The 25162-nt window shown below is 65.0% G+C and carries 18 protein-coding genes and 1 other RNA gene; 3 read left to right on the top strand and 16 right to left on the bottom strand.

Translation table 11 applies throughout. The annotated features are described in order from the left end of the window. Positions 1 to 14 precede the first annotated feature (14 nt). Together rnpB and ACPEE1_RS04825 are read right to left on the bottom strand one after the other, a co-directional pair. An RNA gene (gene rnpB, locus ACPEE1_RS04830) (RNase P RNA component class A) lies at positions 15 to 354 on the bottom strand. Between the two features lie 91 nt (positions 355 to 445). After that, positions 446 to 1243 carry an AraC family transcriptional regulator gene (locus ACPEE1_RS04825; RefSeq protein WP_116926564.1) on the bottom strand — a complete coding sequence of 266 codons (798 nt, stop codon included), beginning with the start codon at positions 1241 to 1243 and terminating at the stop codon, positions 446 to 448. Between the two features lie 128 nt (positions 1244 to 1371). Here ACPEE1_RS04825 and ACPEE1_RS04820 point away from each other — a divergent pair, with 128 nt between their 5' ends. Continuing rightward, the gene (locus tag ACPEE1_RS04820) at positions 1372 to 2274 is read left to right on the top strand and encodes a DMT family transporter (RefSeq protein WP_260718211.1); all 903 of its coding nucleotides are present in this window, start codon (positions 1372 to 1374) and stop codon (positions 2272 to 2274) included. A gap of 4 nt (positions 2275 to 2278) precedes the next feature. Here ACPEE1_RS04820 and ACPEE1_RS04815 read toward each other — a convergent pair whose 3' ends face one another. Next, positions 2279 to 2449, bottom strand: coding sequence for a hypothetical protein (locus tag ACPEE1_RS04815; RefSeq protein ID WP_423935404.1), 171 nt, complete (start codon positions 2447 to 2449; stop codon positions 2279 to 2281). 221 nt (positions 2450 to 2670) lie between these two features. Here ACPEE1_RS04815 and cysK point away from each other — a divergent pair, with 221 nt between their 5' ends. Together cysK and putP are read left to right on the top strand one after the other, a co-directional pair. Continuing rightward, entirely contained in the window at positions 2671 to 3588 is a 918-nt protein-coding gene (gene cysK, locus ACPEE1_RS04810) for a cysteine synthase A (protein ID WP_182343603.1), read from the top strand. A 264-nt stretch (positions 3589 to 3852) separates the two neighbouring features. Then, entirely contained in the window at positions 3853 to 5352 is a 1500-nt protein-coding gene (gene putP / locus ACPEE1_RS04805) for a sodium/proline symporter PutP (RefSeq protein WP_116926566.1), read from the top strand. Between the two features lie 65 nt (positions 5353 to 5417). Here the strand turns inward: putP and ACPEE1_RS04800 are convergent, their stop codons facing one another. The 13 genes from ACPEE1_RS04800 to ACPEE1_RS04740 form a co-directional block, all read right to left on the bottom strand. Then, on the bottom strand, positions 5418 to 6971 hold the full coding sequence (locus tag ACPEE1_RS04800; RefSeq protein ID WP_116926518.1) for a tripartite tricarboxylate transporter permease: 1554 nt from the start codon (positions 6969 to 6971) through the stop codon (positions 5418 to 5420). A 3-nt stretch (positions 6972 to 6974) separates the two neighbouring features. Beyond that, on the bottom strand, positions 6975 to 7457 hold the full coding sequence (locus ACPEE1_RS04795) for a tripartite tricarboxylate transporter TctB family protein (RefSeq protein ID WP_243419366.1): 483 nt from the start codon (positions 7455 to 7457) through the stop codon (positions 6975 to 6977). A 198-nt stretch (positions 7458 to 7655) separates the two neighbouring features. Continuing rightward, positions 7656 to 9191 carry a sensor histidine kinase gene (locus ACPEE1_RS04790; RefSeq protein ID WP_423935401.1) on the bottom strand — a complete coding sequence of 512 codons (1536 nt, stop codon included), beginning with the start codon at positions 9189 to 9191 and terminating at the stop codon, positions 7656 to 7658. A 5-nt stretch (positions 9192 to 9196) separates the two neighbouring features. Continuing rightward, positions 9197 to 9895 carry a response regulator gene (locus ACPEE1_RS04785; RefSeq protein ID WP_260718215.1) on the bottom strand — a complete coding sequence of 233 codons (699 nt, stop codon included), beginning with the start codon at positions 9893 to 9895 and terminating at the stop codon, positions 9197 to 9199. A gap of 272 nt (positions 9896 to 10167) precedes the next feature. Continuing rightward, positions 10168 to 16131, bottom strand: coding sequence for an excinuclease ABC subunit UvrA (uvrA, locus tag ACPEE1_RS04780; RefSeq protein WP_423935398.1), 5964 nt, complete (start codon positions 16129 to 16131; stop codon positions 10168 to 10170). A 317-nt stretch (positions 16132 to 16448) separates the two neighbouring features. Next, positions 16449 to 17426, bottom strand: a complete 978-nt coding sequence (locus ACPEE1_RS04775; RefSeq protein WP_116926522.1) for a porin — start codon at positions 17424 to 17426, stop codon at positions 16449 to 16451. A 302-nt stretch (positions 17427 to 17728) separates the two neighbouring features. After that, positions 17729 to 19387 carry an MFS transporter gene (locus tag ACPEE1_RS04770; protein ID WP_116926523.1) on the bottom strand — a complete coding sequence of 553 codons (1659 nt, stop codon included), beginning with the start codon at positions 19385 to 19387 and terminating at the stop codon, positions 17729 to 17731. A gap of 256 nt (positions 19388 to 19643) precedes the next feature. Next, on the bottom strand, positions 19644 to 20291 hold the full coding sequence (locus ACPEE1_RS04765; protein ID WP_116926524.1) for a DsbA family protein: 648 nt from the start codon (positions 20289 to 20291) through the stop codon (positions 19644 to 19646). A 12-nt stretch (positions 20292 to 20303) separates the two neighbouring features. Beyond that, positions 20304 to 20612, bottom strand: coding sequence for a DUF1289 domain-containing protein (locus ACPEE1_RS04760; protein ID WP_232539448.1), 309 nt, complete (start codon positions 20610 to 20612; stop codon positions 20304 to 20306). Then, complete coding sequence (locus tag ACPEE1_RS04755) at positions 20609 to 21109, bottom strand: YbaK/EbsC family protein (RefSeq protein WP_116926526.1); 501 nt, start codon at positions 21107 to 21109, stop codon at positions 20609 to 20611. The genes ACPEE1_RS04760 and ACPEE1_RS04755 overlap by 4 nt, the downstream gene beginning before the upstream one ends. An 86-nt stretch (positions 21110 to 21195) precedes the next feature. Next, positions 21196 to 22107, bottom strand: coding sequence for a hydroxymethylglutaryl-CoA lyase (locus tag ACPEE1_RS04750; RefSeq protein ID WP_182343616.1), 912 nt, complete (start codon positions 22105 to 22107; stop codon positions 21196 to 21198). Between the two features lie 41 nt (positions 22108 to 22148). Beyond that, positions 22149 to 23072, bottom strand: coding sequence for a 2-hydroxyacid dehydrogenase (locus ACPEE1_RS04745; protein ID WP_116926568.1), 924 nt, complete (start codon positions 23070 to 23072; stop codon positions 22149 to 22151). Positions 23073 to 23132: 60 nt separating this feature from the next. Next, complete coding sequence (locus tag ACPEE1_RS04740) at positions 23133 to 25142, bottom strand: biotin carboxylase N-terminal domain-containing protein (RefSeq protein WP_423935394.1); 2010 nt, start codon at positions 25140 to 25142, stop codon at positions 23133 to 23135. Positions 25143 to 25162 lie beyond the last annotated feature (20 nt).

The following is a 25162-nucleotide window of genomic DNA, read 5'->3' as shown; positions in this document are numbered from 1 at the left end:
TATTCAAGATCAAAGTGTGAAGTCTGCCGATAAGCCGGATTCTGTGCACCTGGGTTGCCCCAGGCGTGACCGCCATTACTCTGGGCCGGGTGTCGCCACCACGGCTCGACGCTACCTACCCGCCAACTCTGCGGAACCACATCAACGCTGGCCTACTTGGTATTGCTGCGCGTAGAGATTGCCCGTTTCACCCCGAGTGGTTTACCTTGCGGTACGCCCCCCGGACTCGTCTCTGTTGCTCTGATCCTCACCTCACGGTGGGCAGCCGTTAGCTGCTACGCTGTCCTGTGCAGTCCGGACGTTCCTCCAGTGCGGCCTTTCGGCACTAGCACCAGCGGCGGTCTGGCAGGCTTCACAGGCGTGATTATTCCACCGAATGGCGCCTGCCCGCGCGAGCCGCACAAAAACTGCAGGCCGCCGCCGGGGTAAATGCAGTGTTGCCGCCCTACTCCGCCACCGCGCTGCTGAACTCACGCCGGAACTGCTCGGGCGGCATGCCCGCTGCGCGCTGGAACATCGCGATAAAGGCCGAGGCCGTGCTGTAGCCCAGGTCAAAGGCAATCTCCTGCACCGTCCGGCCCTGGCCCAGCGCATCCACCGCGCAAAGGTGGCGCAGGCGCTGGCGCCATTCGGCCAGGCCCATGCCCAGCTCCTGGTGGCAGTGGCGCGCCAAGGTGCGCTCGGTCATATGCACCGAGGCCGCCCACTCGGCCATCGTGCGGCGGCTGCCGGGCTCGGCCTTGAGGGCATCGAGCACGCTGACGAGCGCCCGGGTCTGGGCGGCGGGCAAAAAACTGTGCTCCGAGGGCGCCAGCCGCAGCTGGTCCACCATCACTTCGGCCAGGCGCAGGTCCTCGGGCGCCGCGGGCCGGCGTATGTCGCGCTGGGCCAGATCGGCCAGGATGCTGCGCACGATGGCGCTGATGCGCAGGATGCAGGCCTGCTGGGGCAGGCCCGTGCACAGCGCTGGCTGCACATAAAACGAGCGGTAGACGGCAGCCTGCGGCACATAGCAGTTGTGCTCCACCGCCGGCGGTATCCAGATGCCGTACTGCGGCGGCGCCACCAGCTGCCGGCCCTGGGTGACGATGGTCATCGTGCCATGCGAGGTGTAGTTCAGATGGCCCAGCCGGTGGCGGTGCGCATCGGCAAAACTGCCGGCGGCAAACTCGTCGTAGCGCACCAGATAGGGTGCGGTCTCCTGGTCCACGTCGTAGATCTTCAGTGCCTGGCCTGTCGCCATCGTGGCTCCTTGCAGCATCCGGCCAGCGCAACATGTCTGGCTTGGTGCATCAAATGTCTGATTACAGCTATAGGCTTTAAACCTGCCACAGCGATGATAGCAGCCAGACGTTTTTAAGTTCTACTCCCATGCAATACCTGTATCCGCTGCTCGCGGTCCTGATCTGGTCGGGCAACACCGTCGTCAGCAAACAAGCCGCTGGCGCCATCGCCCCCATTGAAATCGGCTTTTTGCGCTGGGTGCTGGCGGTGCTGCTGGTCACCCCCGTGCTGCTGCCGGCGGTCTGGCGCAACCGCGAGGCCATCCGGGGCCATGCCGGCCAGATCCTGGTGCTGGGCGTGCTGGGCATGGTGGTCTACCAAAGCTGCGCCTACTTTGCCGCTGCCTACACCACGGCCACGCACATGGGCATCATCCTGACCCTGTCGCCGCTGGTGGTGCTGGGCATCTGTGTGGGCCTGCTCGGCCAGGTGCTGACGGCCGGCGGCGCCATCGGCTCGGTCCTGGCCTTTGCCGGCGTGGTGCTGGTGATCAGCGAAGGGCATCCCGCATCGCTGCTGGACCAGGGCATCAACCGGGGCGATTTGCTGATGCTGCTGGCCTGCCTGGCCTATGCGGCCTACAACATCCTGCTCAAGCGCTGGGCCATGCCGCGCGTGCCCAGCTGGCAGCTGCTGTACCTGCAGATGGTGGTGGCCATGTTCGCCCAACTGCCGTTCTACCTGGCCTCGCCCAAGGTCGGCCTCAACGCCGACAACTGGTACCTGGTCGCGTATGCCGGCACCATGGCCTCGATTGTGGCCACCTGGATGTGGATGACGGCTGTCGCCAAGCTCGGGCCCAGCCGCTCGATCATGTTCTTCAACCTGACCCCGCTGCTGACCGCGCTGATCGCCTCGGCCTGGGCCAAGGAGCAGCTGCACAGCTACCTGTGGATCGGCGGAGCGATGACCATTTTGGGCGTGCTGCTGGCCGAGCTGTGGAAAACGCCACTGCGCCGCGCCAGGGACGCGGCCAGCAGCGTGGTCTGACCTTTCAGCCCATCGACAAAAGGTCGTAGATGATCCTGGCCATCAGCGCCAGCAGGCCACAGACCGATACCAGCATCAGCCAGGGCGCCCAGACCTTGTCGCGCCAGGAAAAGCCCAGCAGCAGGCTGACGCAGCAGACGCCCAGCAGAACCAGGGTGGTGTTGAAACTCAGCAAACGGCCTCCTTGCACGGCGATGATGTTCAGTGCCCATCTTCGGTCGATGGGCTGCTGGCGGTATTGACAGCCATCAAGGAAAGACCGGTGGGCGGGTGTCTGTAGTCCCATGTCGTTAAGAACATCTTGGACATATTGATATTCCAGCCGGAATGATCAACTGCGTCACAATGGTTCAGCTATTTCCACCCCTTTGTTCATCCTGATCCGCTGGAGGCACCATGAAAGTTGAGAATATTCTGCACACCATTGGCAATACGCCGGTGGTCCATATCAACCGCTTGTTCGGCGCTGGCGCCCAGGTCTGGATCAAGTCCGAGCGCAGCAATCCCGGCGGCTCCATCAAGGACCGCATCGCGCTGGCGATGATCGAAGATGCCGAAAAGACCGGCGCGCTCAAGCCCGGCGGCACCATCATCGAGCCCACCAGCGGCAACACCGGCGTGGGCCTGGCGCTCGTCGCCGCCGTCAAGGGCTACAAGCTCATCCTGGTGATGCCCGAGAGCATGTCCATCGAGCGCCGCCGCCTGATGCTGGCCTATGGCGCCAGCTTTGACCTGACCCCCAAGGAAAAAGGCATGAAGGGCGCGATCGCCCGCGCCGAAGAGCTGGCCGCCCAAACCCCAGGCTCGTGGATTCCGCAGCAGTTCGAAAACCCGGCCAACACGGCCGTGCATGAGCGCACCACCGCCCAAGAGCTGCTGGCCGATTTCCCCGATGGCATCGATGTGCTGATCACCGGTGTCGGCACTGGTGGCCATTTGTCGGGCGTGGCCCATGTGCTCAAGGCCAAGTTCCCGCAGCTCAAGGTCTATGCCGTCGAGCCCACCGCATCGCCCGTCATTTCGGGCGGCCAACCAGCCCCCCACCCGATCCAGGGCATTGGCGCCGGCTTTATCCCGCGCAACCTCGATACCAGCGTGCTCGACGGCGTGATCCAGGTCGATGCCGAGCCCGCCCGTGAATACGCGCGCCGCGCGGCCCGCGAAGAAGGCCTGCTGGTCGGCATCTCGTCGGGTGCCACGCTGGCCGCCATTGCACAAAAGCTGCCCGATCTGCCCCCCAACGCCAAAGTGCTGGGCTTTGCCTATGACACCGGCGAGCGCTACCTGTCGGTGGAAGGCTTTCTGCCGGCCTGATCACCGCCCACGGCGCTCCGCCCACTGCTGCCCCTGGCCTCCTGGCCAGGGGCTTTTTTATTACCTATCGTCACATCAAAATAGATAAGGCTGGTTAATTTCGGGGAGCAGCCGTGCCATATTGCAGGCCGGGCGCGTTTTTCACCCCGGGTCTTTGCCGGCTCTCTTCTGCCGCCATTCCGATGGGTTCATACCCGGCCCCTGGCCAAGGCTACGCACCCGCTCTTCCACCCCGAAATACCACAACACCAAGGAGGCTCAGTGATGCAATTTTCCTGGAACGATCCCACGGCGATCATGTTCGCCATCTACCTGGTGGCCATGCTCGCCATCGGCTGGCTCGGCTACCTAGGCACGAAGAACCTGTCCGACTACATCCTGGGCGGCCGCAGTCTGGGCAGTTTTGTGACTGCACTCTCGGCCGGGGCCTCGGACATGAGCGGCTGGCTGCTGATGGGCCTGCCCGGGGCCATCTACGCCACCGGTCTGTCCGAATCCTGGATTGCGATCGGGCTGGTCTTCGGCGCCTACCTCAACTGGTTCTTTGTAGCTGGCCGCCTGCGCCTCTACACCGAGCGTGCCGGCAATGCGCTGACCTTGCCCGACTACCTGGCCAACCGCTTTGAGGACCGCAGCAACGTGCTGCGCATCGTTACCGCGCTGGTCATCCTGGTGTTCTTCACGCTGTACTGCGCATCGGGCGTCGTCGCAGGCGCGCGCCTGTTCGAGAACATGTTCGGCATGCCCTACACCACAGCGCTGTGGGTGGGCGCAGCTTGCACCATCGCCTATGTGCTGATTGGCGGCTTTCTGGCCGTGAGCTGGACCGACACCATCCAGGCCTCGCTGATGATCACCGCGCTGCTGCTGGCACCGGTGATTGCCTGGCTGGCCGTGCAGGGCCAGCTGCAGCCCGGCCAGGACCTGCATGCCATCGTCGCGGCAGAAAAGTTCGATCTGCTGCGCGGCGCCAGCGTAGCGGGCATCGCCTCGCTGCTGGCCTGGGGCCTGGGCTACTTTGGCCAGCCGCATATCCTGGTGCGCTTCATGGCCGCCTCATCGGTGCAGACCATTCCGGCCGCACGCCGCATCAGCATGGCCTGGATGGTGCTGTGCCTGGGCGGTGCCGTGGCGGTGGGCTTTATCGGCATTCCGTATTTCGCCGCCCACCCGGAAGGCGCTGCCGCGGTGAACGCCAATGCCGAGACCGTATTCATGGAGATCACCAAGCAGCTGTTCAACCCCTGGATTGCCGGCGCCTTGCTGGCCGCCATCCTGGCTGCGGTGATGAGCACCTTGTCCTGCCAGCTGCTGGTCTGCTCCAGCGCGCTGACCGAAGACATCTACCGCGTCTTTGTGCGCAAGCAGGCGAGCCAGACCGAGCTGGTCTGGGTGGGCCGCGCGATGGTGCTGCTGGTAGCGCTGATTGCCATTGCCATTGCGAGCAACCCCGAGGCCAAGGTGCTGGGCATGGTGAGCTACGCCTGGGCGGGTTTTGGTGCAGCCTTTGGCCCGGTCATCATCCTGTCCTTGTTCTGGAGCCGCATGACGCGTGGCGGCGCACTGGCCGGCATCATCGTCGGGGCCGTCACCGTGCTGGTCTGGAAGCAGTTTGGCTGGCTGGGCCTGTACGAGATCATCCCCGGTTTTGCCTTCGCCTGGATCGCCGCTGTGGTCGTGAGCCGCATGGGCCCGCCGCCTTCGACCACCATGCAGCAGGCCCATGCCGATGTAGAGCGCGAGTTCTCCCAACTGCAGCGCTGATCGCCTCTTAGTACCCCAAAGCAAAGGCCGCTCCGAGGAGCGGCTTTTGCTTGGGGCAGCGAGCCTTACTTGGCCACCACCACGCCAGCGTCCGAGGTCTCCTGCGCGATGGCCTGGGCCACCTTACTCACGCCCGAGCGCTTGCGCCAGGCCGACCAGGTCACGGCAGCGAGCAGGAACAGGCTGATGCAGACAAAGGTCGCGCTGATGGGGCGCTGCATGAAGACCATCATGTCGCCACGGGACAGCAGAAGCGCACGGCGGAAGTTCTCTTCCATCATCGGCCCCAGCACAAAGCCCAGCATGATGGGGGCGACAGAGAAGTCCAGCACCATCAAGACGGCGCCGATGATGCCGAAGGCCAGCACCTCCCAGATATGGAACAGGCTGTTTTGCGTGGTGAACACACCCACTGCAATGAAGAACATCGCCGAAGGGAACAGGTACTTGTACGGCACGGCCAGCATCTTGACCCAGACGCCGATCAGCGGCACGTTCAGAATCATCAAGATCACATTACCGATCCAGAAGCTGGCGATCAGGCCCCAGAAAATGTCCGGATGCTCGGTGATCAGCTGAGGACCGGGCTGAATGCCCTGGATCAGCAGCGCGCCCAGCAGCAGCGCCATCACCGCATCACCGGGAATGCCCAGGCTCATGGTCGGGATGAAGTCCACCTGGGTCTTCGAGTGCGCGGAGGCCTCGGGGGCTGCCACGCCAGCGATCATGCCGGTACCAAAACGGCTCGGGTCCTTGGCCACCTTTTGCTCCAGCGCATAGGCGATGAAGGTGGTGATGGTCGGGCCCGTGCCGGGCATGGCGCCAAACAAGGTGCCCACCGCGGTGCCGCGCACCATCGGCCAGAAGGCTTCCTTGAGCTCAGCCATCGAAGGGCGCATGTCACGGATGCGCATCTTGGTGTTGCTGGTGATCGCCTTCATCTTGTTGACGTTGAGCAGGAAGTCGGCAATACCGAACAAGCCCATCGCCACCGCCACCATCTCCAGGCCATCGCTCAGGTCCGGGATGTCGAACGCAAAGCGGAAGGTGCCGCTGTTCACGTCGGTGCCAACGATGCCGCAGAGCAGGCCGAACAAGGTCATCGCCACGCCCTTGAGCGGCGAGCCGCGCGACATGGTCGAGCCCGCCAGCAGGCCCAGCAGCATGATGGAGAACAGCTCGGCCGGGCCAAACTTGAACGCGATCGTGGTCAGCAGTGGCGAGGCGAAGATCATCACGATGATGCCAACCGAGGCCGCAAAGAACGAGCAGATCATCGTGATCCCCAGCGCCGTTCCGCCCTTGCCCTTCTTGGTCATCGGGTAGCCGTCCAGGCAGGTCACTGCATGGGGCGGGTGCGATGGCAGGTTCAGCAAGATTGCGCCGATGGCGCCGCCGTACTGGGAGCCGTAGAAGATACCGGCCAGCATCAGGATCGCAGGCACCGGATGCATGGTGTAGGTCAGTGGCAGCAGAATGGAGATCGCCGACAGCGCGCCCATGCCCGGCAATACGCCGATCAGGTTGCCCACCAGCACGCCGAAAAACGACCACATCAGGTTATGGCCCTGGAAGGCGATGCCAAAGCCGTACCAGAGGTCTTGCAATGCTTGTCCCATGGCTTACATCCCCCACCTGACCAGCGGCATCTGCACCTGCAGCGCCCACCAGAAAATCACCACGGCGACGATCATCATCGACATGGCCAGCACGAAGCAGGCCATCACGCTGTTGCTGCGGTCACCCAAAGCGCAGATAAACACGATGGCAAAGGTCGCGGGCAGCAGGCCCAGGTATTCGCCACAGAAGTAGAAGGCAATGGTGCCCAGGATGATGCAAGCAGCGCCCCGGAAATCGGGAATCTCATGCTTGTGTCCCACCAGCGCCGCCTCGTCGCCGGGGCCTGTTTTCTTGGCGTTCAGCGCGATCAGCACGCCCGTGAGCGCCAGCAAAATGCCGACCGCAAACGGGAAGTAGCCCGGACCCATGTGGGCCAGCGAGCCAATGTTGTAGCTTTGCGCCGCATAGGCCGCGCTGCCACCGAGCAGGATCATCAGCGCGCCGCCGTAGTAATCCTTGTTGTAGTTCTTGCCGCCGGCGCTCATGGCCGCTCCTTGGCGGGCGCCCGGCGCCCCTGCACACCCGCAAGGGTGGACCTGTGTTGACCCATGTTCGTCTCCTTTTCTTACAACTTGCGCGGAAAGTCTAGAAAACGAAGCTGCCAAACACCTGCCAAATGTCAGAGGGGGCCGCAAAATACGTAAATCTACTTAGCGAAAACAGTCCCGCAAAGGACAGCGCGCTCAGGCTCGGTCGTGGGCCACAGGCAGGCGCACCAGGGCGGTCAGCCCCCGGCCGGCAACGCCATCACGGGCCTCGCCATCGTCCAGCAGCAGTTCACCGTAGAAGCGCTGCACATAGGCCCGGGCAATGGCCAGGCCCAGGCCCGATCCGCCCGGCGCCTGCGCAGCATCAGGCTGCAAGCGGCTAAAGCGCGCAAAGGCGCGCTCGCGGTCCTCGGGTGCAATGCCGGGGCCATTGTCCTGCACGCGGATCTGCACCCAGGCCCCGTCACGCTGCACCGAGACATTGATGCGGCCCTGGGCCGGCGTGTAGGCAATCGCGTTGTGCACCAGGTTGGCCAGCAGCTCATAGACGGCGGTGGCGGGGGCCTGCACCGCTGCGGCCATCGCGGCGCCCGGGTCGGCCTCGCCCTCGGCATCCCCCTCAAAATCCTGGCCGCGCACATCGATCCAGCCCAGGTCCTGCTGCTTGTCCAGCGCCAGCGGCAGATAGGCCAGCACCACCTCGCGCGCCACCGCATTGGCGTCGCAGACCTCGCCCTCCCGGGCCTGCTGCACGGCAGGCTGGCTGGCATGGGCCAGGGCCAGCAGCTGCTCGGACACGCGACGGCCGCGCTGCAGTTGCTGGAGCATGCTGCGCAAGCTCGCCCGCACGGCCTCGGGATCGGTCTCGCGCAGCGCATAGGCGGCCTGCGTGCTCAGAATGGCCAGCGGCGTGCGCAGCTGGTGCGAGGCATCGGCCAGAAACTGGCGCTGCTGGGCCAGCGCATCGCGCTGCTGCGCCAGGTGCAGGTTCATCGCATCAACCAGCGGCCGCACCTCACCGGGCACGGCCTCGGTGGCCAGCGGCTGCAGGTCATCGCTGCGGCGCTGCTGCACGGCGCGGCGCAAGGCCTGGAGCGGGCGCAGGCCCCAGGCCACGCCCAGCCACACCACCAGAACCAGCACCAGCAAGGTGCGCCCATCGCGCAGCAGGCTGTCCCACATCAGGCTGCGCACCGTGCGCTCAATGCCGGCGCTGGTCTGCGCGGTCTGGATCAGCACGCGCCACTCCTGGCCCGACTGGTCATGCAGCACCCGCAGCAGCGCCAGCACCCGCACCGGCTGGTGGTCCACTTCAGCGGCGTACGACACCCGCGTGTCATCGTCTGCCGCGCGGAATGGGCGGCTGGGGTCGGCCGGGTCATGCGCGGGTTCAGGGAACTGGGCGGCGCCCAGCAACAGGCGCTGCTGGGCCCCGTCGGGGGTTTGCATCTGCACCCGCAAAAACTTGCGCCGGCTGCTGAGCACCTCGAACATCGAGATGATGTGCAGGGGCTCGTCCAGGCTCAGCTGGCCGTCACTGTCCCAACGCAGGTTGTCCGACAGCGCCTGGGCCGGCTCCAACAGACTCTGGTCATAGGCGCGCTCGAGCTCGCGTGCCAGGCTGACGCTGTCGCGCCAGCTGTCTAGCACCAGCAGGGCCATCAGCACGGGCACCAGCACCCACAGCAGGCGCAAACGCAGGCCCGGGGAAGAACGCAGGCGCCAGCCCATGGTGGTCAGGAGGAAAGTGGATTGCCCGGGCCCTTGGGCACCAGGGTTTCGAGCATGTAGCCCAAGCCCCGCACGGTCACGATATGCACATCGCCGCCCGCGAGCTTGCGCCGCACCCGGTGCAGCACCTGCTCGATGGCATCGGGGCTGACGCTGCTGTCCTGCGGGAAGACCTTGGCCGTCAGCTTGGACTTGCCCACCGGCGCGCCGGTGCGCGCCATCAGCGCTTCGAGCGCTGCATGCTCACGCGGCGTCAGCGCCAGCATCTGCTCGGCCAGCCAGAAGGTGCGGTGGTTGCTGTCGTAGCGCAGCGAGCCGCATTGCTGCATGGCCTGCACCCGGCCCTGGCTGCGCCGGTGCAGCGCCGCCAGGCGCGCCTCCAGCTCGGCCACATCGAAAGGCTTGGTCAGGTAGTCATCGGCTCCCCGGTGCAGGCCTTCGACGCGGTCCTGCACCGCCCCTTGCGCGGTCAGCACCAGCACCGGCTCACGCCGGCCCTGGCCGCGCATGGCCGAGAGCCAGTCAAAGCCATGCTGGTCGGGCAGTTGCAAATCGAGCACCACCACATCAAAGGGGCCGTCGGGCAGCAGGCGCGTGGCCATCGCCGCATGCGCGGCATGCACCGCCTCGATGTTCGATTGCTTGAGGGCGCGCACCAGCCAGGCGGCCATCTCCAGCTCGTCTTCAATCAGCAATATGCGCATGCTTGCTCGCCAGAATTCAGGGGCTCAGAAAACCGCGATCATACGCCGCTGGGCAGCGGTATCCAGCGCCCCTTGATCTCTACTCCTGGATAGGCGATGGAATGCCGGGCGTGGGCACTGGTGGTGGTTGTACCGGGGCGGGGTCTTTGACAGGCGGGGCTTCCGGGTGCCGGGGGTCAATATGCATCAAGGGCTCCTTGCAGGTGATGTTGCGATTGTGCCCAGGCCCGGCAGGGCGCGCTGTCAGCAAACGCCCTGCCGCCACGCCGCAGTCAGCGCGCCAGCACCGGCGCCAGCGCCTTGCCGGTATGCGTGCCCGCGTGGACCAGGTCCTCGGGCGTACCAGTAGCAACAATGCGGCCACCGGCATTGCCGCCCTCGGGCCCCAGGTCGATCACCCAGTCGGCCTCGGCAATCACATCCAGGTCATGCTCGATGACCACCACACTGTGGCCGGCATCGACCAGGCGGTGCAGCACATGGATCAGCTTGTCAACATCGGCCATGTGCAGGCCCACGGTGGGCTCATCGAGCACATACAAGGTGTGGGGCGCCTTGTTGCCCCGGCGCGTGATGTCATCGCGCACCTTGGTCAGCTCGGTCACCAGCTTGATGCGCTGCGCCTCGCCACCCGACAAGGTGGGCGACGGCTGACCCAGGGTCAGATAACCCAGGCCCACATCCTGCAGCAGCTGCAGCGGATGGGCGATGCTGGGCATGCTGGCAAAGAACAGCACCGCCTCGTCGACCTCCATCTGCAGCACTTCGCCAATGCTCTTGCCGCGCCAGGTGACCGCCAGCGTTTCGGGGCTGAAGCGGGCGCCATGGCAGACCTCGCAAGGCACCTTCACATCGGGCAGAAAGCTCATCTCGATGGTGCGCATGCCCTGGCCCTCGCAGGCCGGGCAGCGGCCTTCGCCGGTGTTGAAGGAGAAACGCCCGGCCGCATAGCCGCGCGCCTTGGCCTCCAGCGTCTCAGCAAACAGCTTGCGGATCGTGTCCCAAAAACCGATATAGGTCGCAGGGCAGGAGCGCGGCGTCTTGCCAATCGGCGTCTGGTCCACTTCCAGCACCCGGTCGATGCGCTCAAAGCCCTGCAGGCCCTTGCAGCCCAAGAGCGCCGGCGCCTTGCCGGCATCCATGTCATCGCGCCCCGCCTTGGTGGCGCGCTGGCCGACCCAGGCGGCCACATTGGTGAGAAGCACATCGCGCGCCAGCGTGGATTTGCCCGAGCCCGACACCCCCGTCACGGCCACCAGGCGCTTGAGCGGTACGCGCACATCCACGTTCTGCAGGTTGTGCAGGTGGGCGCCCAGCACGGACAGCCAGTGCAGCGGCGCCATCGCATCGGCGCGGGCCGGCGCGGCCAGCGCGGCATTGGCCTGGGCGCTGTCGGCGGCCAGCGCGGCAGCGGCGTCGGCGGCGATCTGCTTCTTGGTGCGCTTTTTGGCGACGGGCGCTGCGTCGTCTGCGGGCGATGACAACACCGCATCGGCCACGCCATGCACCAGGCGGCGCGGCTGGAAGGGGTGGCGCATCGCATGCAGCAGGTAGCGGCCGGTCTGCGAGTCGGCCGCATCCATCACATCCTGCGTCGTGCCTTGGGCCACCAGGCGGCCGCCGCGCTTGCCGGCGCTAGGGCCGATGTCGATCACATGGTCGGCGCGGCGGATCGTGTCCTCGTCATGCTCAACCACCACCAGCGTATTGCCCTTGGCGCCCAGCTTGTGCAGCGCGTTGAGCAGGATATGGTTGTCGCGCGCATGCAGGCCAATCGTGGGCTCGTCGAGCACATAGCAGACGCCTTGCAGATTGCTGCCCAGCTGCGCGGCCAGGCGAATGCGCTGCGCCTCGCCGCCCGACAAGGTGGGCGCGCCCCGGTCCAGCGTCAGATAGCCCAGGCCCACCTCTTCCAGAAAGGCCAGGCGGCTGTGGATCTCGGGCACCAGGTCGCGGGCGATATCGCTTTCGCGGCCCGACAGCACCAGGCCCTCGATCCAGAGCCGCACATCGGTGACCGACAGGCGGGCGATCGACGAGATCGACTGGCCGTGGAACAGCACCGCACGGGCGGTGGCATTGAGGCGCGTGCCCTGGCAGGTCGGGCAGGTGGTTTCGCCCACATCCTCGGCCTCGGGCTCTTCAAAGCTCTGCTCGCGGCCCCGGTTGTCCTGGCTCATCACCGAATCGTCATAGACCTTGCGCTGGTCCTTAGTCAGCTTGACGCCGGTGCCCACGCAGTCGGGGCACCAGCCATGCTTGCTGTTGTAGGAGAACAAACGCGGGTCCAGCTCGGCATAGCTGGTGGCGCAGACCGGGCAGGCGCGCTTGGTGGAGAACACCTGCAGCTGGCCAATGGCGGATGTGTCGCTGCCCGTCTGCATCGCCGCTTCCAGGGTGCCGATGGCCGAGAGCACATGCAGCACGCCCTTGCCCAGCTCCAGCGCCGTGGCGAGCTTGTCGCGCAGCAGGGCCTCGTTCTCGGGCCTGATCTCGATGCTGGCCACCGGCAGCTCGACCGTGTGCTCCTTGAAGCGGTCCAGGCGCGGAAAGCCGGTGGTCGGCAGGAACTGGCCATCGACGCGCAGATGGGTGTAGCCACGCGGCCGCGCCCAGTCCGCCAGCTCGGTGTAGACGCCCTTGCGCGCGACCACCAGCGGGGCCATCAGGCCAATGAGCTGGCCGCGGTACTGCGTCATCAGCTGCGCGGCAATGCTCTCGGGGGTTTGCGGCTGGACCGCTGCGCCATCCTTGGTGCAATGCTGCACGCCCAGCTTCACGTAGAGCAGGCGCAGAAAATGCCAGACCTCGGTCGTGGTGCCCACCGTGGATTTGCGCCCGCCGCGCGAGAGGCGCTGCTCGATCGCCACCGTCGGCGGGATGCCGTAGACCGCATCGACCTCGGGGCGGCCCGCCGGTTGCACGATGGAACGCGCATAGGCGTTGAGCGATTCGAGGTAGCGGCGCTGGCCTTCGTTGAACAGGATGTCAAACGCCAGGGTCGATTTTCCCGAGCCCGACACGCCGGTGACGACGTTGAACTTGCCACGCGGAATGTCCACGCTCAGGTTCTTCAGGTTGTGCTCCTTGGCATTGATGATCTGAATGCTGTTGCCCGGCCCGGGCAGCGCCGCAGCTTGCGCTGCAGGCGCCAGCGCATAGGCCGGCCGCTGCTCGCGCACTTCGTGGGGCTGGCCATCGCCGCGCTCACCCAGCATGGCCAGCTCGTAGTCGCGCAGCGCCTGCGCGGTGTAGGAGCGGCCGGACTTGCGCACCTCCTCGGGCGTGCCCTCTTCCACCACCTTGCCGCCGTCTTCGCCAGCATCGGGGCCCAGGTCGATCAGCCAGTCGCTGGCACGGATCACATCGAGGTTGTGCTCGATGACGATCAGCGAATGGCCGGCTTCGAGCAGCTTGCGCAGTGCGCGCATCAGCTTGGCAATGTCTTCAAAATGCAGGCCGGTGGTGGGCTCGTCAAACAGGAACAAGGTGCCCTTACGCGCCAGCGTTTGCTTGGATTTGGAGGCGCTCTTGGCGGCCTCGGCCAGAAAGCCGGCGAGCTTGAGGCGCTGGGCCTCGCCACCCGACAAGGTCGGCACCGGCTGGCCCAGCTTCACATATTCCAGCCCCACATCGACGATGGGCTGCAGCGCGCGGATCACCTCGCGGTCCTTGGCGAACAGCGCGGCCGCCTCGCTGACAGTCAGTTCCAGCACATCGGCCACGTTCATCAAGCGGCCATCGCGCTCGATGCGTACCTCCAGAATCTCGGCGCGGTAGCGCTTGCCGTCGCAATCTGGGCAGCGCAGGTAGACGTCGGAGAGGAACTGCATCTCCACATGCTCAAAGCCCGAGCCGCCACAGGTCGGGCAGCGGCCATCACCGCTGTTGAAGCTGAACTTGCCGGCGGTATAGCCGCGCTGCAAGGACAGCGGCGCGGTCGCAAACAGCTCGCGCACCGCATCCCAGGCGCCCACATAGCTGACCGGGTTGGAGCGCGCGGTCTTGCCAATCGGTGACTGGTCAACAAAGACGATATCGGACAGGTGGTCAGCGCCCAGCAGGCGCTGGTGCGCGCCAGCCAGCTCGGTGGGCTTGCCAAAATGGCGCATCAAGGCAGGGGCCAGCACGTCCTGAATCAGTGTGGACTTGCCCGAACCCGACACGCCGGTGACCACCACCAGGCGCTGGAGCGGAAAATCCACCGACACGTTCTGCAGGTTGTGCTCGGTCGCGCCTTCCAGAATCAGGCGCGGCGTGCTCTCGGTCACCATGCGCTTGGCGCCCATGCCCACCTGCTTGCGGCCGCCCAGGTAGGCACCAGTCAGCGTGTCGGCATGGCGCAGCTCGGCCGGGGTGCCGTCAAACACGATCTGGCCGCCCTTCTCGCCCGGGCCTGGGCCCATGTCGATCATGCGGTCGGCGGCAAACATCACCGCCGGGTCGTGTTCCACCACCACCAGGGTGTTGCCGGCATCACGCAGCCGCTTCATCGCGACGGTGATGCGCTCCATATCGCGCGGGTGCAGGCCGATCGAGGGCTCGTCCAGCACGAACAAGGTGTTGACCAGCGAGGTGCCCAGGGCCGTGGTCAGGTTGATGCGCTGCACCTCGCCGCCACTCAGCGTGCGGCTCTGGCGGTCCAGGGTCAGGTAGCCAATGCCGACATCGCAGAGGTAGAGCAGGCGGTTGCTGATTTCCTCATGCAGCAGGCGCAGCGCCTGCGCGTCGCCATCGTTGCTGCGGCGGATATCCATGCTGGCAAAGAACTGGCGCAGCCGCACGATGGGCAGCAGCATCAGGTCGTGCAGGCTCAGGCCGGGCAAGGCCTCCAGCTGCTCGCGGCTCCAGGCCACACCGCGCGGCATGAAGCGCTGGGCCGGCGGCAAGGCCGCATCGGCATCGGCCTTCGATCCCACGCGCCACAGCAGGCTCTCGGTCTTGAGGCGTGCACCGCCACAGACCGGGCACGGCGTGTAGCTGCGGTACTTGGACAGCAAGACGCGGATATGCATCTTGTAGGACTTGGTTTCCAGGTACTCGAAATAGCGGCGGATGCCGTACCACTGGCGGCTCCAGTTACCGTCCTTGTAGCCCTCTTCGCCATGGATGACCCAGTCCTTCTGCGCCTCGGTCAGCTTGGCCCAGGCGGTGTCGCGGGGAATGCCCTGCGCCTCGGCATGGCGCATCAGATCGTCCTGGATCTCCTTCCAGGCCGGCGTCTGGATCGGCTTGATCACGCCGGTGCGCAAGGTCAGCTTTTCGTTGGGAATCACCAGGCCCCAGTCCACGCCAATGACCCGGCCAAAACCCCGGCAGGCATCGCAGGCGCCCACGGCCGAGTTGAACGAGAACATCGACGGCGTCGGCTCGCGGTAGCGCAGGCCGCTTTCCGGGCAGTGCAGGCCAGCGGAGAACTTCCACAGCGCGGGCTCGGCGGTGTTGCCGTCGGCATCGGCCTCGGCGACGGCATACACCGTCATCTGGCCGCTGCCGCGCTTCAGGGCCACCTCGATGGCCTCGATCACGCGCGCCTTCTCGGCCTTGCTGAGGCGAAAGCGATCCGCCACCACATCGAGCAGCTTGACCCGCTGGGGCGCCTCGGCCGCGGCCTGCTTGCCGGCCTTGGGCTTTTTCTTGCTGCTGTCCACGGCCGCTGCCTGCCGCACCACATCGACCTCGCGCTCGGCCTGCACCTTGGTAAAGCCGCTGGCCGACAGCCACTGCTCGACCTGCTCAGCGCTGGTGTTGGCCGGCAGCTCGACCGGAAAGGTGATCACGATGCGCGGGTCATCGGCCTGGCTGCGCTGCAGCAACTGCTCGTAAATGCTCTCGGGCGTGTCATGCTGCACCGGCAAGGCGGCCTGCTGGTCAAACAGATGGCCGGCGCGTGCCACCAGCAGCTTCAGGTGGTCGTTGAGCTCGGTCATCGTGCCCACCGTGGAGCGCGAGCTGCGCACCGGGTTGGTCTGGTCAATCGCAATGGCGGGCGGCACGCCTTCGACCTTGTCCACGGCCGGCTTGTCCATGCGGTCCAGAAACTGGCGCGCATAGGCGCTGAAAGTTTCAACATAGCGGCGCTGACCCTCGGCATACAAGGTGTCGAACACCAGGCTGGACTTGCCCGAGCCGCTGGGCCCGGTCACCACGGTCAACTCCCCCGTGCGGATATCCAGATCCAGATTCTTGAGGTTGTGCTGACGCGCACCACGGATGCGAATGATTTCCTGAGACATACCGATGAGCTATCCAGTAATTCGTTGGCGCAGTCCAGCCGCCGGATAAGCAAGCCCCCATGCGCAGTGCCAGGGATGCCCAAACTCGGAAGGCCGACACGACTGCGTGGGGGCAAAATGATCGTGAGCAACCATTCTAGGGAGTTCATTCCTCGGCTGAATCAGCTCGCGGCAAAGCCCTGCAAAACACTGTACATATTTACAGATATTAGCAAATGGCGATGTATCCGAGCCGCAGGCTTGGGCGGCACAAAAAAACCCGCCATCTCTCGAAGGCGGGTTGGGAAGCAGGGGCGCGCCGGGCGCCCAAGGCTTGCTTAGAAGTTGTGGCGGATACCCGCAGCGAAGGTGCTGAAGTCGGCGCCGGAGATGCCGGTGGCGTAGCTGGCGTTGGCCTTGTTGTCGACCTTGGTGTAGCCAGCGTACAGCTTGGAGCGCTTGCTCAGGTTGTAGTTGTAGCCCAGGATCAGCTGGCGTGCGCCGCTGTTGCTGACGTCGTCCCACTTGCCAGCCCAGCCGAAGCCAGCGACAAACTCGGAAGCGCCCATGGTGTACATACCGGTCACGCGCGCTGCATTGCGCTTGCCGCGCAGCTCTTCGTCAGAGCGTTGGTAGTAAGCGCCCAGTTGGAAGGCGTTGATGGTGTAGTGCGCGCGCAGGCCCAGTTGCTTGTCGCCACCGACCTTGGTGAAGCCTGCACCCAGGGCCAGAGGACCGCTTTCCCAGTTGGCAGCCAGGTCGTAGCCGTGCTTGTCGTTGGTGCCAGCAGCCTTTTCGTGGAACGAGGCAGCGCCTTCAATGGTCAGGCCGCCCAGGAACACGGGAGTGCGGTAGGCGATCTTGTTGGAGTCGCGCATCACGTAGCTGTACAGCGCGTCCGACAGCGAACCAGTGTCGTGGTTAGGCTGGTCCAGCACGCCGTAGTCAGCCACTGCATAGTAGGACTCAGCGGTGAAGGTACCCAGACGCAGCATACCGAAGTTGCCCGCCAGGTTCACTTCGCTTTGGCGGCGGAAGGTCAGGCCACCAGCGGAGCCGGTGCCCGAGCCGTCGTCCGAGTTGAAACCCGATTCCAGCACGAAGCCAGCCTTCAGGCCGCCACCCAGGTCTTCCGTGCCACGGAAACCGATACGCGATGCGTTGTTGAACAAACCGGTGGTGGAGACATCGCCCACCTTCTGGCGTTCCACCGAGGTGTTCACACGGCCATAAACCTGCACGCTGCTTTGAGCCAGTGCAGCAGTAGAGCCAGCAACGGCCAAGGTGGCAATCATCAAACGATTCAGTGAACGCATAGTGTCCTCGGGGATGTAGTCATTAAAAATGGTTGGACGGTGCTGTTGGGGTCCGCACGGGGCAGGTTTCAGCCCGTCACATAATGTTAATTCTAGGCGGCAGACTCCGGAAAACGCGCTGAATATCTTGCAGTTTTTGCGAGAGTGACGCATCGCTACCACACTTATGTGACACACCCTGGTATTAACCATGAGATACCAAACCGCCCAGAAAAAAACAGCACCCGAAGGTGCTGTTGGGAGGTGAAGGCCAGGGGTATCAGGCCATCTGCATACCCGGGGCCATCTCGCAGTCATGCGGTTCAGTCGTTCGCGTAAATATCCACATCCTTGGTTTCACGCACGAACAATGTACCGATCACGAAGGTGATACCGGCGATGATGATGGGGTACCACAAGCCGTTGTACATGTTGCCGGTCTGCGCGACGATCGCGAAGGCCGTCGTGGGCAGCAGACCACCGAACCACCCATTGCCGATGTGATAGGGCAGCGACATGGAGGTGTAGCGGATGCGGGTCGGGAACATTTCCACCAGCATCGCGGCAATCGGTCCGTACACCATGGTCACCAGCAGCACCAGGTAGGTCAGCAGCACCACAGTCAAGACCTTGTTGGTCTTGGCGGGGTCGGCCTTGGCTGGGTAGCCGTCCTTGGCCAGGGTCTCGGCGACAGCCTTCTTGAACGCACCGTCCTTGGCCTTCAGATCGTCGCCACTGAGGCCCGCAGCCGAGTAGCTGGGGATGGTGTCGTTGCCGATCTTGATGATGGCCGTCGTGCCGGCAGGCGCCGCCTCGGTTTCATAGCTCACCGAATTGGCCGCCAGCAGTTGCTTGGCCACGTCGCAGGAGCTGGTGAACTTGGAGGTGCCCGTCGGGTTAAACTGGAAGGAGCACTCGGCCGGGTTGGCCACGACCACGACCTTGTTCTTGGCTTGCGCCGCTGCCAGATCGGGGTTGGCCGCTTCGGTCAGCATCTTGAACACGGGGAAGTAGGTCAGCACGGCCAGCAGGCAGCCGGCCATGATGATGGGCTTGCGGCCGATCTTGTCGGACAGTGCACCAAAGATCACGAAGAACGGGGTGGCGATCAGCAGGGCCACGGCAATCATCAGATTGGCACTGACGGCATCGACCTTGAGCTGCTGGGTCAGGAAGAACAGCGCATAGAACTGGCCGGTGTACCAGACCACGGCCTGGCCAGCGGTCAGGCCGATCAGCGCGAGGATCACGATCTTCAGGTTCTTCCACTGGCCAAACGATTCGCGCAGCGGTGCCTTGGAGGTTTTGCCTTCGGCCTTCATGCGCTGGAACGCAGGCGACTCGGACAAGGTCATGCGGATCCACACCGACACGCCCAACAGCAGAATCGACACCAGGAACGGAATGCGCCAGCCCCAGTCATTGAAGGCAGGCTCGCCCATGGCGGTACGCGTGCCCAGAATCACCAGCAGCGACAGGAACAGGCCCAGGGTCGCCGTAGTCTGGATCCAGGAGGTGTAGGCACCGCGCTTGCCATGCGGCGCATGCTCGGCCACATAGGTGGCCGCACCGCCGTATTCACCACCCAAGGCCAGACCTTGCAGCATGCGCAGTACGATCAGGATGATGGGCGCTGCCACGCCAATGCTGGCGTAGTTGGGCAAGATACCTACGATGAAGGTCGATGCGCCCATCAGCAAGATGGTGACCAGGAACGTGTACTTGCGCCCGATCATGTCGCCCAGCCGGCCAAACACCAGCGCGCCGAAGGGGCGCACGATAAAGCCGGCAGCAAAGGCCAGCAGCGCAAAGATGAAGGCGGAGGTTGGGTCCAGTCCGGAGAAGAACTGTTTGGCGATGATGGCCGCCAGCGAGCCGTAGAGATAGAAGTCGTACCACTCAAAAACGGTGCCGAGTGACGAGGCGAAGATGACCTTGCGCTCCTCCTTGGTCATCGGCCGTGCTGCTGCACTGGTTGCCATGCTGTTGTCTCCTTGTAGTGTTGCCGCTCTTTTGTTTGGCGGACACTGCATTCTTCAAGCAAGCGCTGACCCAAGTCTGACGGTTTTCCAACACAAGCTTGCAATCTGCTGACAATTCGCTGACAAAATCCAGCGCAACCCGCACAAAGCGTTTTGCGATGCGGAATATCGCTGCACTGCAGCAGCGACCAAGGGAAAGTCCCAGGGCGGGCAAAACCGCTGGAAGGGGCATTTTCAGCAGCGCAGAAGCCGGAAATCAGCGCTTGGCCAAACCGGAGGGGCGGTCTGCTGCCGCATCCCATTGGCCATCGGCAAACCAGGCGTCGCCATTCAGGTAGGCGCTCAGCATCGGCAGCCCATCCAGGCCCCAGAACAGCTTGCCGTCCAGCACCATGCTGGGCACGCCAAACACGCCGGCTGCGGCCGCCGCATCGGTATTGCTGCGCAAGGCCCGCTTGGCCTCCTGCTCGGCCGCGTCGCCATGGCGCAGCTGCTCAGCCAGGGCTTGCTCCAAGGCCGGCAGGCGCTGGGCATCGAGCGCATCGGCGCCACCCAGCCAGACATGGCGAAAGATGGCATCGGCCGTGAAGCGGTTGATGCAGCCGCCCTGGCCCGTGCGCAAGGCCAGGCGCAGCAAGGGCAAGGGGTTGAAGGGGTGCTGGGCGGGCATCTGCAGCCCACAGCCCAGGCTGTGGCCCAGCCAGCTGGCATGGCGGTAGGTCCATTCGCGCTTGCCGGCAATGCCGGCTGGCCCCGGGTTGGCATGCTGCTGCAGCAGCGCCCCCAGCAAGACGGGCCGGTAGCGCACATGCACGCTATGGCCCTGCAACGCCTGCGGCAGCGCATGGAAAGCCAGCCAGGCGTAGGGAGAGACAAAGTCCAGGTAGAAATCGATGCTTTTCATACCCGGCTCCTGTTAGGGCGTCGGCACCAGTGGCCGGCCATTGCTGCCCAGGCCCGCACGGCCCAGCGCCTGCAGCCAGATCTGCTGGCGCTCTGCGGTGTCAGCCTTGGACCAGGCACGGATCTCATCGATCGAGCGGTAGCAGCCGATGCAGTGGCTGCGGTCCGCATTCATCTTGCACAGCGACACGCAGGGCGATGGCACGACATCGTTGTAATCGGCGGCAAAGGCGCCAGTCACCCGCACCTGCTTGGTGCGGGCTGCCAGCGGCGCGGGCGAGGCCACAGGCAGCTCCACCGGCTTATCCATTTGTTCCGTCATGCCGCCTCCTTGACCACATCGGCCACCGGCGCGCCGGTCAGCGCTTCCAGATCGGCCGGGGCCAGCGCAAACACGCCATTGGGGTGGCCGGCCGCTGCCCAGATCTGTTCAAAACGGAACAGCTCGCGGTCAATCAGCGTAACGGGCTGGCTCACATGGCCGACGGGCGATACACCGCCAATTGCAAAGCCGGTACGGCCCTTGACAAACTCCGCATCCGCGCGGCCCACCGGGCCGACCAGCGCCGCCACCTTGGCCTCGTCCACGCGGCAGTCGCCCGAGGTGATGACCAGCACGCAGGCGTCATCGCTCTTGCGGCGGAAAATAATGCTCTTGGCAATCTGGCCCAGCGCAATACCCAGCGCATCGGCCGCCTCCTGGGCCGTGCGCGCCGAGACTTCCAGCATCTGCGGCCCATGCGGATGGCCCTTGTCCTGCAGCACCCTGGCTACCCGCTGCACCCCTTCGGGCAGGCTCAGCAACTCCGCTCCACACATGGTTCAACTCCTTGTTAAGCGACGATTGTGCCGTTTAGCAGGCTCCGCTGCAGCGCAGCGGGCATTCGCGAGCCCGCGCTGGGCGATCAACCCGCGCGCTTGTTCATCAGCGCTACGGCCACGCGCGAATTGGGCTTGCGCTGCAAAAAGTCGCTGATGTAGACGCCCGCATCGACCAGCTTGTCCAGGTCAATGCCGGTCTCGATGCCCATGCCATGCAGCATGTAGACCAGGTCTTCGGTGGCGACATTGCCGGTCGCGCCCTTGGCATAGGGGCAGCCGCCCAGACCGGCGATGGATGACTGGAAGTTCCAGATACCCAGCTCCAGCGACGCGAGCGTATTGGGCAGCGCCTGGCCGTAGGTGTCGTGGAAATGCCCGCTCACCTGGTCCAGGTTGAAATACTGCAAGGTCGCTTCCAGCGCCTTTTGCACCTTGATCGGCGTGCCCACGCCGATGGTGTCGGCGACATCGACGCGCTCGACGCCAATGCCCTTCATCAGCTCGGCGAGGTAGGCCACGCGCGAAGGCGCAATCTCGCCCTCATACGGGCAGCCCACGGTGCAGCTCATCGCGCCACGCACCGCAATGCCGGCGGCCTTGGCCGCTTCCACCACCGGCGCAAAGCGCTCGATGCTCTCGGCAATCGAGCAGTTGATATTGCGCTGGCTGAAGGCTTCGCTGGCCGCGCCAAACACCACGATCTCATCGGGCTGGGAGGCCACGGCCGCTTCATAGCCCTTCATGTTCGGGGTCAGCACCGAATAGCGCACCCCGGCCTTGCGCGCCAGCCCCGCCATCACCTCGGCGTTGTCGCCCATCTGCGGCACCCACTTGGGGCTGACAAAGCTGGTCACCTCGATCTCGGTCAGGCCCGCATCCTGCAGGCGGTGGGTGAGCTCGATCTTGACGGCAGCCGGCACCGGCGATTTCTCGTTCTGCAGGCCATCGCGCGGGCCGACATCAATCAATTGGACACGTTGGGGGTAGCGGGCCATGGGGCGTCTCCTGGGGTATTTCTTAAAAACGGGGGGCGGAATCAGTATCCGCGATCGGCATAGACCATGCCGCCAGGCTTCTCTCCGGCAGCAAAGGCCCGCAGCTTGTGCAGGATCTGCTGCAAGGTCTCTTCGGGCAAGGTGCGGGCGGAGCTGTGCGGCGTGATGCGGATCTGCGGCTGCTGCCAGAACGGGTGCTCGGCGGGAAGGGGCTCGGTGCGAAACACATCCAAGGTGGCGCCTGCCACCTGGCCGCTGTCCAGCGCGGCCAGCAGGTCGGCGTCGACCAGGTGCGCGCCGCGCGCCACATTGATCACATAGGCGCCCGGCTGCAGCTGCGCCAGCAGGCCGGCATTGATGATGTTCTCGGTCTGCGCCGTTAGCGGCAGCAGGTTGACGAGGATACGCGTGGCACGCAGAAAGTCCGGCAGCTGCGCGCTGCCGGCAAAACACTGCACACCGGCGATCTGCTTGGGCGAGCGGCTCCAGCCGCGCACCGGAAAATCAAACTGCGCCACCGCCTGGGCCACGCGCTCGCCCAGCACACCCAGGCCCATCACGCCGACGGGAAAATCGCTGCGCAAACGCAAGGGCTGCTGTGCCCAGACGCCCGCGCTTTGCTGGGCCCGGTACGGCGCCAGGTCACGGAAATGGTCGATCACCGCATGGCAGACATACTCGGCCATCTGCACGGCCATGCCGGCGTCTTCCAGACGCAGCACCGGCACACCGGCGGGCAGCTGGCGCGCAAACAGCGCATCGACGCCGGCGCCCATGTTGAAGATCGCCTTGAGGCCGGCGCCTTGCTCGTCGAACAGCTGCTGCGGCGGCTTCCAGACCAGCGCGTAATCGGCCTGCACCATGCCGGGCGTCCAGCCACGAGCCTCGGCCTGGGGGAGGTGCAGGCGAATCGCATCCAGCCAGTGCTGCAGGTCGTCGCTGTCGGTGTAGACGAGAATTTTCATGGCCGGCATTTCAGCACAGAAAAGGGTGCCGCGCCGTCACAGACAGCGCAGCGGCACCCTTTAGGACGCAGCGACCTGCAACTTCAGCAGTTCTGCGCCTTCGGTGACGTGGTCACCGGGCGTAAACAGCAGCTCCAGCACCTCGCCATCGGCCGGGGCGGCAATGGTGTGCTCCATCTTCATCGCCTCCATCACCGCCAACGGCTGGCCCTTGCTGACCTTGTCACCGGCCTTGACCGCAAACGACACCACCTTGCCCGGCATCGGGGCCGTCAGGCGCCCGCCTTCGCTGCCAGCGTCACCGGCATGGGCCAGCGCATCAATGGCGGTGATCTCGGCCGCGCCGCGCGGGGCGAACACATGCACCACCTCGCCCTGCTGCCAGGTCTGCACCCGGTCACGCTGGCCGTTGAACTGCAGCTCCACGAGCTCGCCGTTGGGGCTGAACTGCAGCGGGCCCGTGGCATCGCCCACCGTCAGCACCAGGCCAGAGGCCTCATAGCGCAGCGCGGCCTGCAGCTTATCGCCGCCAAACTCAAAGTCAAAGCGGCGCTCGGTCACGCCATGCGATTGCCAGCCATCGCGGCGGCTGAAGGGGTCGTGGCTCTCGGTTGCGCGCTCCTGCAGCAGCTCGGCCACCACGGCAGCGGCCGCAGCGGTGTCCAGGCCCAGGCCGCGCTGCTTGAAGAGCCGTGCCTCTTCGCGCTGGATCAGCGCCGTATCGAGCTTGGCCTGGCCAAACGAGGGCGTGGCCAGGATATGGCGCAGGAACTGCACATTGGTCTGCAGGCCGACAATGCGCACCGCAGCCAGCGCCGCATCCAGCCGCGCCAGCGCCTGGGCACGGTCTGCGCCGTGGACGATGAGCTTGGCAATCATGCTGTCGTAGAAGGGGCTGATGGCATCGCCTTCGCGCACGCCATCGTCAATGCGCACATCGCTGATTGCAAAACTGCTGCAGTCGGGCTTGCGGTAGACATGCAAGGTGCCGGTGGCGGGCAGGAAGTTGTTGTCCGGGTTCTCGGCGCAGATGCGCGCTTCGATCGCGTGGCCGCTGATCTTGAGCTCGGCCTGCTGCTTGGGCAGCGGCTGGCCGTTGGCCACCAGCAGTTGCCACTGCACCAGGTCTTCGCCGGTGATGGCCTCGGTCACCGGGTGCTCCACCTGCAGGCGCGTGTTCATCTCCATGAAGTAGAACTTCATCGCCTCGGGCTGGTCGTAGCCGCCGGGCTGCTCGACGATGAATTCCACCGTGCCCGCGCCCACATAGCCCACGGCCTTGGCAGCGGCCACCGCCGCCTCGCCCATCTGCTGGCGCAGCGCGGCGGTCATGCCCGGCGCTGGGGCTTCTTCCAGCACCTTCTGGTGGCGGCGCTGCACCGAGCAGTCGCGCTCGAAGAGATACACGCAGTTGCCTTGCGTGTCGCCAAACACCTGGATCTCGATATGGCGGGGGCGCAGCACGTATTTCTCGATCAGCACCGCATCGTTGCTGAAGCTGTTGATGGCCTCGCGCTTACAGGACTCCAGCGCGGCAGCAAAGTCTTCGCTCTTTTCCACCAGGCGCATGCCCTTGCCACCGCCGCCGGCGCTGGCCTTGATCAGCACCGGGTAACCGATGCGGTCGGCCTCCGCGTGCAGCATGGCCGGGTCCTGGCCCGCGCCGTGGTAGCCGGGCACCAGCGGCACGCCGGCCTTTTCCATCAGCTGTTTAGATTCGGCCTTCAGGCCCATCGCGCGGATGGCATTGGCCGGCGGGCCGATGAACACCAGGCCCGCAGCGGCGCAGGCGACGGCAAAGTCTTCGTTCTCGCTCAAGAAACCGTAGCCGGGGTGGATGGCTTGCGCGCCGGTGGCCTTGGCCGCCTCGATGATGCGTTCCCAGCGCAGGTAGCTGTCCTTGGGGGCGCTTCCACCGATATGCACGGACTCGTCGCAGGCGGCCACATGCTTGGCATGGGCGTCCGCGTCGGAGTAGACGGCCACGGTCTTGACGCCCATGCGGCGGGCGGTAGCGGCGACGCGGCAGGCAATCTCACCACGGTTGGCGATCAAAATTTTCGAGAACATAGAACAATCTCCTCAGTCTT

Source organism: Comamonas sp. 23 (assembly GCF_049601575.1).
GTDB classification, from domain to species: Bacteria; Pseudomonadota; Gammaproteobacteria; order Burkholderiales; family Burkholderiaceae_C; genus Comamonas; species Comamonas squillarum.
The sequence above is the reverse complement of the archived record's forward strand: the minus strand, read 5'-3'. Positions and strand labels throughout refer to the sequence as shown.